Annotated in this window: 9 protein-coding genes; 1 reads left to right on the forward strand and 8 read right to left on the reverse strand. The window is 38.7% G+C overall.

The genetic code is table 11. The features are described 5' to 3' along the window. Window positions 1-7,196: beta strand repeat-containing protein (locus tag ACY2RU_RS16045; RefSeq protein ID WP_490139502.1), on the reverse strand; the 7,196-nt coding region annotated here is incomplete at its 3' end. Between the two features lie 538 nt (window positions 7,197-7,734). Between ACY2RU_RS16045 and ACY2RU_RS16050 the strand changes: the two genes are divergently transcribed. Further along, complete coding sequence (locus ACY2RU_RS16050) at window positions 7,735-9,333, forward strand: peptide chain release factor 3 (RefSeq protein WP_490139503.1); 1,599 nt, start codon at window positions 7,735-7,737, stop codon at window positions 9,331-9,333. An 18-nt stretch (window positions 9,334-9,351) separates the two neighbouring features. Here ACY2RU_RS16050 and ACY2RU_RS16055 read toward each other — a convergent pair whose 3' ends face one another. From ACY2RU_RS16055 to rplJ, 7 genes are all read right to left on the reverse strand, one after another. Then, window positions 9,352-10,056, reverse strand: coding sequence for a hypothetical protein (locus ACY2RU_RS16055; protein ID WP_490139504.1), 705 nt, complete (start codon window positions 10,054-10,056; stop codon window positions 9,352-9,354). Between the two features lie 49 nt (window positions 10,057-10,105). Beyond that, window positions 10,106-11,242: an Ig-like domain-containing protein gene (locus ACY2RU_RS16060; protein WP_490139505.1), complete on the reverse strand. Its 1,137-nt coding sequence runs from the start codon at window positions 11,240-11,242 to the stop codon at window positions 10,106-10,108. Between the two features lie 299 nt (window positions 11,243-11,541). Beyond that, complete coding sequence (locus ACY2RU_RS16065; protein ID WP_490139506.1) at window positions 11,542-11,856, reverse strand: DUF3467 domain-containing protein; 315 nt, start codon at window positions 11,854-11,856, stop codon at window positions 11,542-11,544. A 155-nt stretch (window positions 11,857-12,011) separates the two neighbouring features. Continuing rightward, on the reverse strand, window positions 12,012-16,310 hold the full coding sequence (gene rpoC / locus ACY2RU_RS16070) for a DNA-directed RNA polymerase subunit beta' (RefSeq protein WP_490139507.1): 4,299 nt from the start codon (window positions 16,308-16,310) through the stop codon (window positions 12,012-12,014). 93 nt (window positions 16,311-16,403) lie between these two features. Further along, window positions 16,404-20,216: a DNA-directed RNA polymerase subunit beta gene (gene rpoB / locus ACY2RU_RS16075; protein WP_490139508.1), complete on the reverse strand. Its 3,813-nt coding sequence runs from the start codon at window positions 20,214-20,216 to the stop codon at window positions 16,404-16,406. A gap of 135 nt (window positions 20,217-20,351) precedes the next feature. Next, window positions 20,352-20,729 carry a 50S ribosomal protein L7/L12 gene (rplL, locus tag ACY2RU_RS16080; RefSeq protein ID WP_490139509.1) on the reverse strand — a complete coding sequence of 126 codons (378 nt, stop codon included), beginning with the start codon at window positions 20,727-20,729 and terminating at the stop codon, window positions 20,352-20,354. 56 nt (window positions 20,730-20,785) lie between these two features. Further along, on the reverse strand, window positions 20,786-21,307 hold the full coding sequence (gene rplJ / locus ACY2RU_RS16085; protein ID WP_490139510.1) for a 50S ribosomal protein L10: 522 nt from the start codon (window positions 21,305-21,307) through the stop codon (window positions 20,786-20,788). Window position 21,308: the final 1 nt, after the last annotated feature.

Genomic DNA, 21,308 nt, shown 5'->3' on the forward strand with positions numbered 1-21,308 from the left:
TTTGCAGTAAAGATCCATGTCTCAAGTACGTCTAATAATCCGTCGTTATTATCATCACCAGAAACAAAGTCGATTGAAACAACTGGGTTTGGTGCTAATAATAATGGATCGTTGATCAAAATTGTGCTTAGCGGCACATTACCTTCATTGGTTACTGTGAAAGTGTATTCGATAATTTCATCTACATCAGCACATTGATCATTATTCCCATCAATAAACAAGCCTTCCTTAACAATTGCAATTGCTGGATTCTGACATAATTCAATTAACGTTGGGTCATTTTCAACTACTGAAGATTCATCAGAAAGATCGCTTACGCCTGTTTCAGAAGTCTCACCATTGACAGTAGCTTGATTTGTAATAGTTCCTAGTGTGATATCGTCTTGAACAATAACATAACTAGCTGTATAAATCCATACCTCATCTACTTGTAAAATTGTATCTAAGTTAACATCACCAGAAACATAGTCAATTGAAACAACTGGATTTGGAGCTTCCAATAATGGATCACTCAACATCACATTGGTTATATCAACATTCCCTTCGTTTGTTACCGTAAATGTATATGTAATAGCCTCATCTACATTTGCACATTGATCATTGTTTGCATCAACAAAAACTCCTGTTTTCACCAAAGCGATACAACTATTAGCAATAAAGATTGAAATACTTTCAGTACAGCCATTCGCATCTGTAACAATGATCGTATAGTCACCTTCGGCTAAGTCTGTATATGTTCCTGATGCTTGAGGCATCCCGCCATCTAAACTATACAAGTAAGGTGTTGTTCCTCCAGCAGCTGCCACAGTAACTGAGCCTAAACCTGTACATTCAATGTTTGTTTGTGCTGTAATATTAAGTGACAATGCATCATCAGGTTGGTCAACAGTGATTGTTTCAGTTAGAGTACAACCATTAGCATCTGTTATGATTACTGTATAATCTCCCGCTAATAATCCACTAATATCTTGTGTTGTGGCACCATTGCTCCATGCATATGTATACGGACTTGTTCCGCCCAGAACCGATAAGTTGATTGCTCCTGTACTATTTCCGAAGCAATCCACATCTGTTACGGTGTGGGTTTCAGACAATGGGTTATCTGGTTCTTCAATTTCGAAACCTTCTATTTTAGTACATCCGTTTGCATCGGTTACCGTTACAGTATAAACACCAAATGACAAACCACTAATATCTTGAGTGATCGCACCGTTACTCCATAAGTAAGTATATCCCGGTGTACCTCCAACAACTGTAATGTCGATTGATCCTGTACTGTTTCCGAAGCAATCAACATCTGTCTCAATACCTGTGATATCAATTCCAGCAGCTGGTTGACCTACTTCAATAAGTACAGTGATCTCACAATCGTTAGCATCTATAATAGTTACAGCATATGTCCCCGCAGCTAAACCACTAATATCTTGGGTAGTTTCCTGCGTACTCCAATCATAGGTGTATGGTGGCGTTCCACCTGATGGTGTTAGATCGATCGCTCCATCGCTCCCACCATAACATGATGCAGGAGTTACAACGTTAGTTTGAGCAAGCCCACCCGCTGGTTGTCCAACAGTAATAGTTTCAATTAAAGTACAACCATTGGCATCCGTTATTGTTACCATATAATCACCTGCGGCAAGATTACCAATATCTTGAGTGGTTGCGCCGTTGCTCCATACATATGTATAGGCCGGGGTTCCTCCCATCACTGTTAGATCAATTGCACCTGTCCCACTTCCATAACAATCTGCGCTTGACACTACATTCGTTTGTGATAAACCTGCAGCAGGCTGCTCAACGGTAATAGTTTCAATCAACGTACATCCGCTAGCATCAGTAACTGTAACTGTATAATCTCCAGCTGCAAGTCCGTTGAGATCTTGAGTGGTTGCACCGTTACTCCAAGCATATGTATATGCTGGTGTTCCGCCTGAAACGGTTAAGTCGATCGCTCCCGTTGAAGTTCCGAAGCAATCTACATCGGTAACCAAATTCGTTTGTGATAAACCAGCTAGAGGTTGTTCAACTGTAATAGTTTCAATTAACGTACATCCGTTAGCATCAGTAACTGTAACTGTATAATCGCCAGCTGCAAGTCCGTTAAGATCTTCTGTTGTAGCACCGTTACTCCAAACATATGTATATGCTGGTGTTCCTCCTGAAATAGTTAAATCGATAGCTCCCGTTGAAGTTCCGAAGCAATCTACATCGGTAACCAAATTCGTTTGTGATAAACCAGCTGTAGGCTGGTCAACCGTAATGGTTTCAATCAACGTACATCCGTTAGCATCCGTTACGGTTACTGTATAATCACCAGCTGCAAGTCCGTTGAGATCTTCTGTTGTAGCGCCGTTACTCCAAGCATATGTATATGCTGGTGTTCCGCCTGAAATAGTTAAATCGATAGCTCCCGTTGAAGTTCCGAAGCAATCTACATCGGTAACCAAATTCGTTTGTGATAAACCAGCTGTAGGCTGCTCAACCGTAATGGTTTCAATTAGAGTACATCCGCTAGCATCAGTAACTGTAACTGTATAATCTCCAGCTGCAAGTCCGTTAAGATCTTGAGTGGTTGCGCCATTACTCCAAGCATATGTATATGCTGGTGTTCCGCCTGAAATAGTTAAATCAATCGCTCCTGTTGAAGTTCCGAAGCAATCTACATCGGTTACAACATTCGTTTGTGATAAACCAGCTAAAGGTTGCTCAACTGTAATAGTTTCAATTAAAGTACATCCGTTAGCATCAGTAACTGTAACGGTATAATCTCCAGCTGCAAGTCCGTTAAGATCTTGAGTGGTTGCACCGTTACTCCAAGCATATGTATATGCTGGTGTTCCTCCTGAAATAGTCAAGTCGATAGCTCCCGTTGAAGTTCCGAAGCAATCTACATCGGTAACCAAATTCGTTTGTGATAAACCAGATGTAGGCTGTTCAACCGTAATGGTTTCAATTAACGTACAATTGTTCGCATCGGTTACAGTAATTGTATAGTCACCTTGAGAAAGACCACTGATATCTTCTGTAGTAGCACCGTTACTCCATAAATAGCTATATGGAATTGTTCCGCCTGAAATAGTTAGGTCGATAGCTCCCGTTGTATTTCCGAAGCAATCTACATTGGTTACTACATGTGTTTCAGACAAAGCCGCTGCAGGTTGACCTACAGTTGCGCTGTCATTCGCAACACACCCATTGGCATCTGTAATGATAACACTATATGTTCCGGCCATGACACCGATCAAATCTTCTGTGGTCGCGCCATTACTCCAAGCGAAGGTATATGGCTGTGTTCCTCCTGTTACAGTTAGATCTAATGACCCTGTTGCGTCTCCAAAACAGCTAACGTCTGAAGTAGCAATTCCTGGATCTAAAACATTTGGCTCATTAACTGTTGTTGTTGACATTACAGTACAAGCTGTAACACCGTCGGTTACCGTTACGGAGTAACTTCCTCCTGGCAATCCTGAAATAAAAGCTGTTGTTGCGCCAGTATTCCATAAGTACGTAACATTTCCGGAACCTCCTGTTACAGTCACCGTTGCTGTACCATCACTATCGGCATTACAAGTAACTGGTGTTGAAGATGCAAAAGCGGATAGGTTAAGACATGTTCCCGGGTTTACCGTTACGGTTCCTTGTTTTACACAACCATTAGCATCGGTTACTGTTACGGTATATACACCTGCACTTAAACCTGTGATTGTTTCGGTTGTTTCTCCTCCTGGACTCCATAAGTACTGATATGGTGGTGTTCCGCCACTTGCGTTAGCAGTTGCCGTACCATCTCCTGTTGTTGGTCCGCTTTCATCTGTAGATGTCACAGAAACATTTAGTACATTTGCAGGTTCTGTAATCGTTACACTTTGTTCAACAGCTGAACAAACAGTTCCGTTGATAGTAACACTAACAGTATATACGCCCGCTTCAAGATCACTTAAAGTACTTGAAGTTCCAGTTGTAATTGTTGGTGGTGTGGTATCCCAGCTAAAAGTAAAAACAGCACCAGGATTGGCCACAGAGCTTGCGCTTACTGTTGCAGCTCCCGAATCATCTCCCGTACATAGAATATCAGTAATATTGTTAATTGCTATAATAGCATCACATGTTTCTGAACAGTTAATCACAACGCTTTGTACTGAAGTACAACCTAGTGAATCTGTAATTGTCACCTCATGTGTTCCCGTAGGTAAGTTCGTAGCAGTTGCCGTAGTTTGACTACCTGCGCTAGCACTCCAAGCATAACTGTATGGAGCGGTTCCGCCTGTAACTGTAGCGGTAGCTTCTCCATCTGAACATCCTTGACCTGAAGTTGCATTTTCTTTTGAAATCACAATATTGATGATCTCTGGTTCAGAAAGGGTTATTCCTGTTTGGAATGTTTTTGTACAGCCATTTGCATCGGTAACAGTAACATTATAAACACCTGCTGGCACTCCAGTAAGATCCTCAGTTGTTGCTCCATTACTCCAAGCATACGTATACGCTGGTGTTCCGCCTGAAACGGTTAAGTCGATCGATCCTGTTGACTGACCAAAACATTCAATGTCTGTTGATATTTGTGAAAGTGAAATAATAGTAGGTTGATGTACTGTAAAAGTTTCAGTTAAAGTACATCCGTTAGCATCAGTAACTGTAACTGTATAATCACCAACTGCAAGTCCGTTAAGATCTTGAGTGGTTGCACCGTTACTCCAAGCATATGTATATGCTGGTGTTCCTCCTGAAATAGTTAAATCGATCGCACCTGTTGAAGTTCCGAAGCAATCTACATCGGTAACCAAATTCGTTTGTGATAAACCTGCTAAAGGTTGCTCAACTGTAATAGTTTCAATTAACGTACATCCGTTAGCATCTGTAACTGTAACCGTATAATCGCCAGCTGCAAGTCCGTTAAGATCTTGAGTGGTTGCACCGTTACTCCAAGCATATGTATATACTGGTGTTCCTCCTGAAATAGTTAAATCGATCGCACCTGTTGAAGTTCCGAAGCAATCTACATCGGTAACCAAATTCGTTTGTGATAAACCAGCTAAAGGTTGTTCAACCGTAATGGTTTCAATTAGAGTACATCCGTTAGCATCAGTAACCGTAACTGTATAATCGCCAGCTGCAAGTCCGTTAAGATCTTGAGTTGTTGCACCGTTACTCCAAGCATATGTATATGCTGGTGTTCCGCCTGAAATAGTTAAATCGATAGCTCCTGTTAAAGTTCCGAAGCAATCTACATCGGTCACTACATTCGTTTGTGATAAACCAGCTAAAGGTTGTTCAACTGTAATAGTTTCAATCAACGTACATCCGTTAGCATCAGTAACTGTAACTGTATAATCGCCAGCTGCAAGTCCGTTAAGATCTTGAGTGGTTGCACCGTTACTCCATGCATATGTATATGCTGGTGTTCCTCCTGAAACGGTTAAGTCAATCGCACCTGTTGAAGTTCCGAAGCAATCTACATCGGTAGCCAAATTCGTTTGTGATAAACCAGCTAGAGGTTGTTCAACTGTAATAGTTTCAATTAACGTACATCCGTTAGCATCAGTAACTGTAACTGTATAATCGCCAGCTGCAAGTCCGCTGAGATCTTGAGTGGTTGCACCGTTACTCCAAGCATATGTATATGCTGGTGTTCCGCCTGAAATTGTTAAGTCAATAGCTCCTGTTGAAGTTCCGAAGCAATCTACATCGGTAACCAAATTCGTTTGTGATAAAGCTGCAGTAGGTTGTTCTATGGTTATAATTTCAGTCACTGTACAACTATTTGCATCTGTAACTGTAACTCTATATGTACCACTTGTAAGACCTGACTGATCTTGAGAAGTCGGATTTAAACCACTACCATTAATCGTTGTCCAAGCATAAGTATACTGTGGAACTCCCCCAGTAACTGTTAAATCAATTGAACCATCTGCTCCGTTAAAACACGAGACATTTTCCGAAGAATTACTTGAATCTAAATCTGAATTTGACAACACCAAGGTTGCAACTGGTGAAAAACAAGAATAGGTTGGATTGTAATAAAACGCATACCATGTTCCTGGAGGCGTTACTGTTGGATTTAATGGTAAATGCGCTGATGTTACCGTAGGATCTGGATCAGTACTCCAGGTTAGAACAGAACCTGTTGGAGGTGTTGTTGTTGCATAATCATCCAAGCTTACTGGACTATTAGTACAAAACGACTCATTATCGGTAGTTAAGACAGGTGCATTTGCATATCCCTCGAGACTCAATCTTAATCCGTCTACTAAAACCACAGATCTACCAGGATTTCCAGTTTTGTAAAATACATTAACGGTACCTGAATTATCTGTAAGAAATGTTATACATACATTTTCCCAAAAAGGATCAATTAACGTATATCCTCCTGGGTGTTGATCGCCGTTATTTCCGCTCGTTGCATTTGAGAGGCGGAAAGGAAAATCACCAACTGGATGAACGTTTAAATCGTTATGTGTATAAGTTAGAGGATCTGAAATTTGAATTCCTCCAGAACCAATCCCAAAGTTTAAGTTTGGATCAAATTCATCTACAGTTCCACTGTTACTACCATTACTTATATCTCTATAACGCGGTATTACGGCAATTTCAAAGCATACCTCGTATACCGTATTTGGCAATACGGTTATATTTTGACCAATAGCTTCGTTCTGATAAGAAAAAATTGCAAATCCACCGCCATCTAATGTAGATTGCTGAATTAAACCAGGAGTTCTAACGTTCGCTTGGCTATCTGAATATGAGATATATTGCCCTTCTGAATAGTCTACAGTACCACTATCAGTCCAACAATCATAAGCAACATTGGCACCATAGCGGCTTCCATCAACACCTATTTTAACCCCACCCCAAGATGATCCAGGAGAACTAAAAGTAACTTCGTCATATAAAAAAGACCCACAGCTAATAAGGTTACAAGACCCAATTGGCATCCTGCTATTTACAACGTTAGTTCGTAAAGCTTGACTTGCCTTATATGAAATAGCTCTTTTTTCTAATTTAGAATTATAAGCTTCAATATATTCTTTGCTATAATTATCTGAAGTAGACCAATAGTCAGACTCATCGATAACTCCATTTCCATTTCTATCAATTACCTCTTGTGAAGAAACATTCGTGCTGAATAAAAAGGACATCAATATTACAACCGAAAAGATTGCTCTCTTTAAAAGAGAAAAAAAAGTAATTCTATACATACCCCTATGATTTTTGACTGTTAGTGTATCTAAAATAAATTATACGCTTTTTTGAGTTTTATCATTTTAATACGAATCAAATATACTATGGTACGCTTGTTTAATTCCTACAAAAATCATGTTTTAGTTGAAACGTTATATAATCTCGCCCAACTGCAAGAATTCATGTGATTTCATTTATTTTTTTGTAGGAATAGTATGTACGTGTTTATACGTATATCCTTAGTTTTATTGACCTTACTGAAAAAAAATATGTAAGAACAAGTGAGTTTAATTGCTAAAAAAAATGAGTTTTTTAAATAAATTTTTTCTTTATATTTTGTTAAACAGGCATCAAATTTTATCGATAAAACACTCGTTTAACCGTGTGCGATTTCCAAAAATTCGAACGAATTTGTAGGAATTTTTTTGATCAATTGACAGCTCAAAACCCACTCGATAAGCACTTTCATTAAAATAAGTTGAAATTAAAAGCATCACACAGGTTTTTTTTCGCCTATTACAAGACGTATATTTGCATTTATATATTAGCAAGTCAATGTCATTACAATCTGAAATAAATCGTCGTAAAACCTTCGGAATTATCTCGCACCCAGATGCAGGAAAAACTACACTTACTGAAAAATTACTTCTTTTCGGAGGAGCAATTCAAGAAGCGGGTGCCGTTAAAAGCAATAAAATCAAAAAAGGAGCTACCTCAGATTTTATGGAGATCGAAAGACAACGTGGAATCTCCGTTGCTACATCGGTTTTAGCATTTGAGTATGAAGGAATTAAAATAAACATCTTGGATACTCCTGGACACAAGGATTTTGCTGAAGACACTTTTAGAACCCTCACCGCCGTAGATAGTGTAATTGTTGTTATTGACGTTGCAAAAGGGGTTGAAGAACAAACTGAAAAACTAGTTGAAGTATGTAGAATGCGAAACATCCCTATGATCGTTTTTATCAATAAATTAGATCGCGAAGGGAAAGATGCTTTCGAACTTTTGGATGAAGTTGAACAAAAGCTAAATTTACAGGTTACCCCATTAAGTTTTCCTATAGGAATGGGGTATGATTTTAAAGGTATCTATAATATCTGGGAAAAAAATATCAATCTATTTAGTGGCGATAGTAGAAAAAATATTGAAGAAACGATTGAAATTGACGATGTATCTAACCCTGAGTTAGACACTCTTGTGGGAAAGAAGGCGGCAGATGAGCTTCGGGAGGAACTTGAATTGGTGTATGAAGTTTACCCAGAATTCGATCGAGAAGCCTATTTAAAAGCCGAACTGCAACCCGTATTTTTTGGTTCTGCGTTGAATAATTTTGGTGTTCGTGAACTTTTAGACTGTTTTATTGAGATAGCACCCAAACCGAGACCGAAAGAAAGTAACACACGCCTCGTAAAACCTGAAGAAAAAGACTTTTCTGGATTTGTTTTTAAGATTCATGCAAATATGGATCCCAAACACCGTGATCGTCTTGCGTTTGTAAAGATCGTCTCTGGTACTTTTGAACGCAATGAAGCCTATCTTCATGTTCGGAATGGTAAAAAAATGAAGTTTTCTAGTCCGAATGCCTTTTTTGCCGAGAAAAAACAGATTGTTGACATCTCCTATCCTGGAGATATAGTAGGCCTTCACGATACGGGCAGTTTTAAAATTGGTGATACTCTTACGCAGGGAGAAGAAATGCAATATAAAGGTATTCCTAGCTTTTCACCTGAACATTTTAAATATATCAATAATGCAGACCCCATGAAAAGCAAGCAGCTTGAAAAAGGGATCGATCAGCTTATGGATGAAGGTGTTGCTCAATTATTTACTTTAGAATTGAACGGAAGAAAAGTAATTGGTACTGTTGGGGCGCTACAGTTTGAAGTAATACAATATCGTTTAGAACATGAATACGGAGCTAGTTGTCGATATGAGAACTTAAATGTTTATAAAGCTTGCTGGGTAGAAGCCAAAGACCGAAAAAGCGCAGAATTTGCTGATTTTAAACGTGTTAAATCAAAATTTTTAGCAAAAGACAAAAGAGATCAGTTGGTGTTTTTTGCTGATTCAGCTTTTACCTTACAAATGACTCAGTCTAAATATCCGAATGTAAAATTACATTTTGTAAGTGAATTTGAAAGTGCTAAATAAAGTAATTAAATAAGACTCTTATAAATAAATTACACTAACATCTAAGCGATCGGTATCTCCAAAAAGAACTCTAAATGCCGCGTCTGGTGTAATATTTCCTCCATACACAGCTCCATTCAAATGTATACTATGAGTCCCTGGCTCTAAAACGATGGTAGTAGACCTTGAGTTATAAACATAACCAGTGGCAGTATCACAATTCCAGTTAGAATATACCGAGCTTGTCATTCCGTAGGTTTTAGATGTATTAGCTGTGCTTCCGTCTCCTAAATAAAAATAATTATGAGCTACTTTGGCACGTCCATCGTCTAAGTTTGTTAATCCGTCGTAGCTTTTAAACTCCATAGATACATAATAAGTGACAACCACGAGGGCACGTTGTGTTAGCGTAAAATCCTTCGAATATAATTCGGCTGAATTCAAACCAGAGTTTGCAGTGGTTTGTATAGAAATTGCTGAAGCGATATTAGATTCCGATACAATTTCGCTAGATACATTTCCTAGAGTAAGATCTCCAGATGCATCTACCATGACATTATACATAGAACTTCCACCTAAGTTTTTGACATTATTGGCACTATTCAAACCGTCTACGCGAATTGTACTGCTGCTTCCAGCAATATGCAAAGCTGCTTCTGGCGACGTAGTTCCTATTCCCACCTGAGCGGTACTAATGATAGTAAACAAAAAACTGAAGACAAAAAAAGTAATTTTATTTTTCATGATAAATATTTATAGGTAAAATGAATTGTAAGGAGGATTTTTGGTTGTATTAATTTTGTAACATGGGGCCATCTGCGTTTCCGGAGGAGCAATCACAATCGGCAGAATAATCAAGCGTAACAGTTGCTGAATCACAAACTCCTGCATTTGGTGCTGGTAAACAAACTTCGTATTCAAACACCACATTACCATTATAACCTGGAGTAGGACGATAAATATAGCTTCCATCTGGATTAAAAGTAAAAGATTGACCTGCAGGAATAGGCCCTGAAACTAGAGAAAATGTTGAACCAACAGGAACATTATTGGTTCCACCAACGGTACCTTCATATTCTTTATCAATACATCCAATTTCAATTTTAGGCACTGCATATTCTTGTAAAATAAAGGCTTTACCATCTCCATGATCAACGGTTGCAGCCATAAGGTTTACCTGTGTAATTACAGAACCTATTGGCGCTAAAGCATCTAATACAAATAAAGCGATCCCTATTGTTCCGTTATTTTCAACTACACGACCCGAATTCCAATAGTCAACACCAGTAGGAGGAGCATTAAAAAGAGATCCCCACTGTGTGGTATTTGGGCGAACAAAAGTATCTCCCAAGAATTGTTCTGGACCTCCACCTGCGGGTGTTCCATATACAGAAATATAATAGCAGTTATTTGCATTACGTTCAGTGACCGCTAATAGACCACCATCATTAGACGGAATACCAGGATTATAATATAAAGACTGAACTTGGGCGAGACTTGAGCCTACAGCTCCAAAATCACCGCATTGACTAACTCCATTAAAATTTGATTCGAAATAATGATTTAGATTTTTATCCTTGAAAGCTCTAAGAGCATCCGTGTTCCAATCAGTGTTACTACTATTATTATTTACTGTGGTTCCGTTTTCAAGAATGGAATTTTTATCATGACCATTTGGTCCTACTTGCGTCATAGCATAGGAGGTAGGAACAGCAAACGCTCTATAGATTTTACTATCAACGGTAACTGAGCGAATCGTAGCGGGATCACTATTGTTTGTTTGAGTATTCTCCCATTGAAATGTAACTCCTGTATTTATAGATGGAGCTTGTGTTTGTGCCGAAAGAGCACTGGGAAAGCATAAAATAACAAAGGTCAATACATTTAAGAACACGACACTTTGTTTCCAAGTAGGTTTGGATAATTGCATAAGTTCAATTTGGTTAGTAACGTAAGAATTAAAGTTAATTAATTGGGACACTTACGATTGGCACAAAGATATATGGATTGAAGATTTTTCTTACACGTATTGTAAACTATTCGATATTATGCTGTTTTTTTACGTTCAAATGCTTAAAATCGAGAAAACCCATGAGGTTTATAGTCAATCTATTTTCGGTTTTGAGCCCAAAAATTGAACATTTTACATTAGGTAGCTATTCTGCAGTAAGGTCTTATTTCTTAAGGTACTAAATAAAAAATCCAGCGATTTGCTGGATTTTTATTTTATTATGCTTCTCCTGTTGGACCAAAATTAATTGGAATTGGAGGTTGCTGATAATCTTTGATCTCCCCATGAGCCTTCTCAAAACGATTTACATTATCATGTAAGGCTTTTAAAAATCTTTTAGCGTGCTGTGGAGTCAAAATAATTCTAGACTTAACCTTACTCTTCGGAACTCCAGGCATTATAGTGACAAAGTCTACTACAAATTCTGACTTAGAGTGATTTATTATTGCCAGATTACTATATATCCCTTCAGCTACAGTAGCATCGAGCTCTATGTTTATCTGACCTTGTTTCGGTTTTTTTTCTTCTGCCATAGCAAATTTATTTACGCTTCCGTAAGTACGAAAACTTGTTAATACTAATTTCTAATAAAACAAAATCCCATGAAAGATGTCACGGGATTTTGCTGTAATAATTAGGTTATGACTGCCTTTAACAGACAAGATAAATTAAATTACCTCGTTGACTGTTAATTGTAGTTTACCTCTTGTTTCTCTTGGGTCATTTCCTCAAGTTCTTCCTTAGAGCCAACAATGATAGTATCATATTTACGCATACCGGTACCGGCTGGGATTCTATGACCTACAATTACATTCTCTTTAAGACCTTCTAATGTATCAACCTTACCAGCTACTGCCGCTTCGTTCAATACTTTTGTAGTCTCTTGGAAGGAAGCCGCTGAGATAAACGATTTGGTCTGTAATGACGCTCTCGTGATTCCTTGTAGTATAGGTGTTGCGGTCGCATTGATCGCTTCACGTCCTTCTACTAGGGTTTTGTCAGCTCTTCGTAAGATAGAGTTTTCATCACGTAGCTCACGCGCCGTAACAATTTGTCCTTCTTTTAAGTTCTGACTCTCACCTGCATTTACAACTACTTTCATTCCGAAGATCTTATCGTTTTCTTCAATAAAATCGTCTTTATGAACCAATTGATTTTCTAGGAAGGTTGTATCACCACTATCAACAATACGTACTTTACGCATCATTTGACGAACAACTACTTCAAAATGCTTATCGTTAATCTTCACCCCTTGCAGACGGTATACTTCTTGAACTTCGTTCACAAGATATTGCTGTACTGCTGAAGGCCCTTTGATACGTAAGATATCTTCTGGCGTAATAGAACCATCAGAAAGTGGCATTCCAGCACGAACATAATCGTTTTCCTGAACAAGAATCTGGTTACTTAATTTCACCAAGTACTTTTTCACTTCGCCTAATTTAGACTCAACAATGATCTCGCGGTTACCACGTTTGATTTTTCCGAAGGAAACAACACCGTCAATCTCGCTTACAACAGCTGGATTAGAAGGGTTACGCGCTTCAAATAATTCAGTTACACGTGGAAGACCCCCTGTAATATCACCCGCTTTCGCAGATTTACGAGGAATCTTTACCAGAATTTTACCAATTTTGATCTTATCACCATCATCTACTGAGATCAAAGCTCCTACTGGTAAGTTATACGAACGAATTACTTCGTCCTTCTTCCCAATAATTTGAAGTGTAGGAATTTTTTTCTTATCTCTCGATTCAGTAATTACTTTCTCTTGGAAACCAGTCTGCTCATCAATCTCAACTGCATATGTGATCCCTTGTTCGATATTCTCGTACTTGATCTTACCAGCAAATTCTGAAATAATAACTCCGTTATATGGATCCCAAGAACAAACCACATCACCAGCTTTTAGTTCATCACCATCTTTTACAAAGATGCTTGAACCGTAAGGAATGTTGTTTGTACTTAACGTAATTCCGGTCTTTTTATCGATTAATTTGATTTCCGAAGTACGTGAGATCACGATATCGGTAGTTTTACCTTCAGCATCTTCACCTTTTACAGTTTTAAGATCCTCAATTTCGGCTTTACCATCAAATTTAACGCTTAATTTGTTTTCTTCGGAAATGTTACCTGCAATACCACCCACGTGGAATGTACGCAACGTAAGCTGTGTACCTGGTTCCCCAATAGATTGTGCTGCAACAACACCAACGGCCTCACCTCGCTGAACCATTTTATTGGTCGCTAAGTTTCTTCCGTAACACTGTGAACAAATACCTTTCTTCGCCTCACATGTCAATGCCGAACGAACTTCAACACTTTCAATAGGTGAAGCTTCAATTATCGCTGCCTGATTTTCATAAATATGCTCACCAGACTTTACTAAGACTTCCTTAGTAAGCGGGTTAACAATATCATTTAATGAAGTTCTACCAACAATACGAGCACCAAGAGTTTCTACAACTTCTTCGTTCTTCTTTAAAGCAGAAACTTCAATTCCTCGAAGGGTTCCACAGTCTTCAGTATTTACAATAACATCTTGTGAAACATCCACCAAACGACGTGTAAGGTATCCTGCATCGGCCGTTTTCAAGGCTGTATCTGCAAGTCCTTTACGTGCACCGTGTGTGGAGATAAAGTATTCAAGAATTGAAAGACCTTCCTTAAAGTTAGAAAGAATTGGGTTTTCAATAATTTCACCTCCACCACTATTCGATTTCTTCGGCTTTGCCATCAAACCACGCATCCCTGTAAGCTGGCGAATCTGTTCTTTAGATCCACGTGCTCCAGAATCAAGCATCATATACACTGAGTTAAACCCTTGTTGATCCTCACGGATACGTTTCATGGATAATTCAGTTAATTCAGCATTCGTAGCAGTCCAAATATCAATTACTTGGTTATAACGTTCGTTATTTGTAATAAGACCCATGTTATAGTTTCCTACAATGGCGTCTACTTGCCTGTTTGCGCTATCGATCATTCCTTGCTTTTCAGCTGGAATAATAATATCTCCCAAACTAAAAGACAATCCACCTTCAAAGGCAAACTTATACCCTAAGGTTTTGATCTCGTCTAAGAATGCAGCAGTTGTTGGCACACTCGTTTTAGCTAAAATACCACCAATAATATCACGTAATGACTTTTTAGTAAGTACTTCGTTAATATATCCTGCAGCTTCTGGTACTTGTTCGTTAAAGATCACTCTACCTAGGGTAGTTGTAATGATCTGTAACTTCAATTCACCATTCTCATCAAAATCTTTTGTGCGGATCTTGATCTCAGCATTTAAATCTACTTGCTTTTCGTTGTAAGCAATGATAGCCTCTTCAGCAGAATAGAAGGTTAATCCTTCACCAATAACTTTTACATCTTTTGTTGACTTGCGCAACTTGGTCATATAGTACAGACCCAATACCATATCCTGAGATGGTACCGCCACTGGCGAACCGTTTGCAGGGTTTAAGATATTGTGAGAAGCAAGCATCAACAATTGTGATTCTAAGATTGCTTCCGGTCCTAATGGAAGGTGTACCGCCATCTGGTCACCATCGAAATCGGCGTTAAATGCCGTACATACCAATGGGTGTAACTGGATCGCTTTCCCTTCAATTAATTTCGGTTGAAATGCCTGAATACCAAGTCTGTGCAAGGTAGGCGCACGGTTTAGCAATACTGGATGTCCTTTAAGAACGTTTTCCAAAATATCCCAAACTACAGGCTCCTTCTTGTCTATGATCTTTTTCGCAGACTTTACAGTCTTAACGATACCTCTTTCGATCAACTTACGGATCACGAACGGCTTATATAGTTCGGCTGCCATTCCCTTCGGAATACCACATTCGAACAATTTCAATTCTGGTCCAACAACAATTACCGAACGTGCTGAATAATCTACACGCTTACCAAGTAAGTTTTGACGGAAACGTCCTTGCTTACCTTTCAATGAATCTGAAAGCGATTTCAACGGACGGTTACTATCGGTTTTTACTGCAGAAGATTTACGGGTATTGTCAAAAAGTGAATCTACAGATTCCTGTAGCATACGCTTTTCGTTACGTAAAATTACCTCAGGAGCTTTAATTTCCATCAATCGCTTTAAACGATTGTTTCTGATAATTACTCTTCGGTATAAGTCATTTAAATCTGAAGTCGCAAAACGACCACCATCCAACGGCACTAACGGACGTAATTCTGGTGGGATCACAGGTACCACTTTCATGATCATCCAAGAAGCACGGTTTTCACGATTCTTGTTTGCATCACGTAAAGCCTCTACAACTTGAAGACGCTTTAAAGCTTCCGTTTTACGTTGTTTAGACGTCTCGTTATTTGCTTTGTGACGTAATTCAAAAGATAGCGCGTTTAAGTCGATACGATCTAAAAGATCGATCAAACATTCAGCACCCATCTTTGCGATGAATTTATTTGGATCTGTATCATCTAGATATAAATTTTCCTGCGGAAGGGTATCTAGAATATTTAAGTATTCTTCTTCCGTAAGGAAATCCATTTTCTGTAATGGTTCACCTTCTTCGTTATTTGCAATACCTGGTTGGATCACTACATAACGTTCGTAATAAATGATCATATCTAACTTCTTAGAAGGTAATCCTAAGAGGTATCCAATTTTATTTGGTAAGCTACGGAAGTACCAAATGTGTGCAACAGGAACTACCAAATTGATATGCCCTACGCGATCACGACGTACTTTTTTCTCTGTAACTTCAACACCACATCGGTCACATACGATCCCTTTGTAGCGAATTCTTTTATATTTACCACAGGCACATTCATAATCCTTGACAGGACCAAAAATACGCTCACAGAAAAGCCCGTCACGCTCTGGTTTGTGCGTACGGTAGTTAATTGTTTCTGGTTTTAGCACTTCCCCGCGAGACTCTCCTAAGATAGATTCTGGTGAGGCTAAACCAATAGAAATCTTGTTAAATTTCTGAACTGTGTTTTCTTTATTTCTTGCCATAATGCTTTAAAATAATCTATGTTGTTTTTGAAATGACCGAATAAATCGGCCCGAGAAAAATCTTGAATTCCCCCGCCGAAGCGGGGATCTTCACTATTCTTCTAATCTGATGTCAAGTCCAAGACCTTTCAATTCGTGCATTAACACGTTGAACGATTCTGGCAATCCTGGTTCTGGCATACTTTCACCTTTTACGATACTCTCGTAGGTTTTAGCACGACCAATAACATCATCAGACTTTACCGTCAAAATTTCACGAAGCGTCGCTGAAGCACCATATGCTTCTAACGCCCAAACTTCCATCTCTCCAAAACGCTGACCACCAAACTGAGCTTTACCACCCAATGGTTGTTGTGTAATTAATGAGTATGGTCCTATAGAACGTGCGTGCATCTTATCATCAACCATGTGTCCTAGTTTCAGCATATAAATCACCCCAACTGTTGCTGGTTGATCGAAACGCTGTCCTGTTCCACCATCGTATAGATATGTATGCCCATAACGTGGAATACCTGCTTCATCGGTATATTCATTGATCTGGTCAATGGTTGCTCCATCAAAAATAGGTGTAGCGTACTTGCGACCTAATTTTTGACCAGCCCAACCAAGAACTGTTTCATATATCTGTCCAATATTCATACGTGATGGCACCCCAAGTGGGTTCAACACGATATCAACTGGAGTTCCATCTTCTAAGAAAGGCATATCTTCCTCACGTACAATACGTGCAACAATACCTTTGTTTCCGTGACGTCCCGCCATTTTATCCCCAACTTTCAGTTTACGTTTTTTAGCAACATAAATTTTAGCAAGTTTTAAAATACCAGAAGGAAGTTCATCTCCAACGGAGATCGTAAACTTCTCACGACGCAAGTTTCCTTGAAGATCGTTTTCTTTGATCTTGTAGTTGTGCATTAAATCGGCAACCATAACATTGGTTTCGTCATCAGTTGTCCATGTACCCGTTGTCAAGTGCGTATAGTCATCTACAGCATTTAACATTTTAAGGGTATACTTTTTACCTTTCGGAAATACAATCTCACCCAAGTCGTTAGAAACACCTTGAGCTGTTTTACCACCAACAATAGCAAATAGTTTTTCAATTAAAACTTCTTGTAATGCATCAAATTTAGCATCATATTTCACTTCAAGTTCGGCGATATCTTCTTTGTCTTTTGCTCTTTTACGCTTGTCTTTAATAGCGCGTGCAAACAACTTTTTATCGATAACTACACCGTGAAGTGATGGAGAAGCTTTTAAAGAAGCATCTTTTACATCACCCGCTTTGTCTCCAAAGATGGCGCGTAATAATTTTTCTTCTGGTGTAGGATCACTTTCTCCTTTCGGAGTGATCTTACCAATAAGAATATCTCCTGGCTTTACTTCTGCACCAACGCGAATCATTCCGTGTTCATCAAGGTCTTTAGTAGCCTCTTCAGAAACGTTTGGAATGTCATTGGTTAATTCTTCGTTACCTAATTTGGTATCTCGAACTTCCAATGAATATTCGTCAATATGAATTGAAGTAAAAATATCTTCTCGCACTACTTTTTCAGAAATCACGATCGCATCCTCAAAGTTATACCCTTTCCAAGGCATAAAGGCTACTTTCATGTTACGTCCCAGTGCGAGCTCCCCTTTTTCGGTAGCATACCCTTGACATAAAACCTGTCCCTTTTTAACACGGTCGCCTTTTTTAACAATAGGCTTTAAGTTAATAGAAGTACTCTGGTTTGTTTTTCTGAATTTTACAAGCTGATATGTTTTGTTGTCTCCATCAAAACTTACCATACGCTCATTCTCAGTACGGTCGTATTTAATTGTGATCTCACGAGCATCAACATACTCTACAACACCATCTCCTTCTGCGTTAATCAATACACGAGAATCTGAAGCTACTTGTTGCTCTAATCCTGTTCCTACAATAGGAGAATCTGCAATCAATAAAGGTACCGCCTGACGCATCATGTTAGATCCCATCAATGCACGGTTTGCATCATCATGTTCTAGGAAAGGAATTAATGAAGCCGAAATAGAAGCAATCTGGTTTGGTGCAACATCGGCATAATTTACCATGCTTGGATCCACAACTGGGAAGTCACCTTCCATACGTGCAATTACCTTATCGCTATCAATAGTTCCATCTTTTTTCAACGGAATATTGGCTTGAGCAATTAATTTTGCCTCTTCTTCTTCCGCAGAAAGATAAATAGGTTCATTTTTAAAATCGATCTTTCCGTTCTCTACCTTTCGGTACGGTGTCTCAATAAACCCAAGATTATTCACTTTTGCATAAACAGAAAGTGAAGAGATCAAACCAATGTTTGGTCCTTCAGGAGTTTCAATAGGACAAAGTCTTCCGTAGTGTGTATAGTGAACATCACGAACCTCAAAACCTGCTCTTTCACGTGATAAACCTCCTGGCCCAAGTGCAGAAAGACGACGCTTATGCGTGATCTCTGCCAGTGGGTTGGTCTGGTCCATAAATTGCGATAATTGGTTTGTTCCGAAGAAAGAATTAATCACCGAAGAAAGTGTCTTGGCGTTAATTAGATCTATAGGAGTAAACACTTCATTATCACGTACATTCATACGCTCACGAATAGTTCTTGCCATACGCGCAAGACCTACACCAAACTGAGAAGACAGTTGCTCACCAACAGTACGTACACGACGATTTGATAAGTGATCAATATCATCAATCTCAGCTTTCGAGTTAATCAACTCGATCAAGTATTTAACGATGGTAATGATATCTTCTTTGGTAAGCACTTGCTTGTCCATTGCGATATCAAGACCTAATTTTTTATTCATTCTATAACGACCTACTTCACCAAGGTTATAACGTTGGTCTGAAAAGAACAACTTGTTGATGATACCACGAGCCGTTTCCTCATCTGGCGGTTCGGCGTTACGTAATTGTCTATAGATATGCTCTACCGCTTCCTTTTCAGAGTTGGTAGGATCCTTTTGTAATGTATTGTGGATAATGGCATAATCGGCCAAGTGGTTATCCTCTTTGTGCAACAAAATGGTTTTAGAACCAGATTCCATGATCTCTTCAATGTGCTCTTTTTCAAGAACCGTATCACGATCAAGAACGATCTCATTACGTTCAATAGATACAACTTCACCTGTATCTTCATCTACGAAATCTTCATGCCATGTTTTCAATACACGAGCGGCCAATTTACGACCTAAAAATTTCTTTAATCCTGTTTTAGACGCCTTTACTTCTTCAGCAAGGTCGAAGATCTCAAGAATATCTTTATCTCTTTCAAAACCGATTGCACGGAATAAGGTTGTTACAGGTAATTTTTTCTTTCTATCGATATAGGCGTACATAACGCTGTTAATATCGGTAGCGAATTCAATCCATGAACCTTTAAAAGGAATTACACGGGCTGAATAAAGTTTAGTACCATTTGCGTGAAATGACTGACCGAAGAAAACACCAGGTGAACGGTGCAATTGTGAAACAACAACACGTTCAGCACCGTTGATACAGAACGTACCACTTGGTGTCATGTAAGGAATAGTACCTAAGTACACATCCTGAACGATAGTTTCGAAATCTTCGTGTTCTGCATCTGTACAGTATAACTTAAGACGTGCCTTTAAAGGTACGCTATAGGTTAAACCGCGCTCAATACACTCTTGGATAGAGTATCTTGGTGGATCTACGAAATAGTCTAAAAATTCTAATACAAACTGGTTGCGTGTATCGGTAATAGGAAAGTTCTCGAGGAAGGTCTTATATAGCCCTTCTTGACCTCTTTCATCTGATTTTGTTTCCAACTGGAAAAAATCCTGGAAGGATTTGATCTGAATATCCAAAAAATCCGGGTATTCCGGTTTATTTTGAACAGAGGAAAAATTCAATCTTTCAGTTTTTGTTGCTGACATCTATGGACGGAATTTGAATTAAAAAAACTGTGTGTGCGTACACTATAATTTGCTAACCTTTATATACGCAAAATGGTTTAGGCCTTTCCGCGGGATGCGGAAGACCTAAACCTTAAGGTTTGAAGTAGTGTGAGCTTACTTAAGCTCAACCTCTGCTCCGGCTTCTTCTAACTGAGCTTTTAATGCTTCAGCTTCATCTTTAGCGATACCTTCTTTAATTGGAGAAGGAGCATTATCAACTAATTCTTTTGCGTCTTTAAGACCAGCTCCGGTTAATTCTTTTACCAGTTTTACAACTGCTAATTTAGAAGCACCAGCTGCTTTAAGGATAACATCGAATTCTGATTGCTCTTCAGCAGCGTCACCACCACCTGCAGCACCACCAGCAGCAACAGCAACAGCTGCAGCAGCAGGCTCGATACCATACTCGTCTTTTAATATTGTAGCCAACTCATTTACTTCTTTAACAGTAAGGTTAACCAATTGTTCTGCGAAATCTTTTAAATCTGCCATTTTCTATCGTTTTAAAATTGTAATTTATTATTGTAATTTAATTAGTGCTATGTGTATTATCCTTCTCTTTCAGAAAGTGTTTTTACAAGACCTGAAAGCGTATTTCCTCCACTCTTAAGTGCAGAGATAACATTCTTAGCAGGTGATTGAAGTAAGCCGATGATATCACCGATAACCTCTTCTTTAGATTTGATACTAACCAGATTATCTAGTTGATCATCTCCTACGTAGACCGCTTCTTCAATATATGCTCCTTTAAGCAAAGGCTTATCAGATTTTTTTCTGAATTCCTTAATTACTTTTGCAGGCGCATTTCCTGTTTCTGAAAATAATAAAGATGTATTTCCTTTCAAGGTTCCGGCTAAAGCGCCAAATTCCTTGTCTGAATTTTCCATTGCTTTTGCGAGCAATGTATTTTTAACTACAGCCAACTTGATTCCTGCTTTGTGACATGCACGACGCAAATTTGAAGTTGCCCCAGCATTAAGTCCTGAGATATCCGCTAAATAAATAATAGGGTTCTCGGTAAGCTGCGTAGTTAAATTTTCAATTACTTGTGATTTTTCTTCTCTTGTCATA

The organism is Ulvibacter sp. 2305UL32-6 (assembly GCF_058148545.1).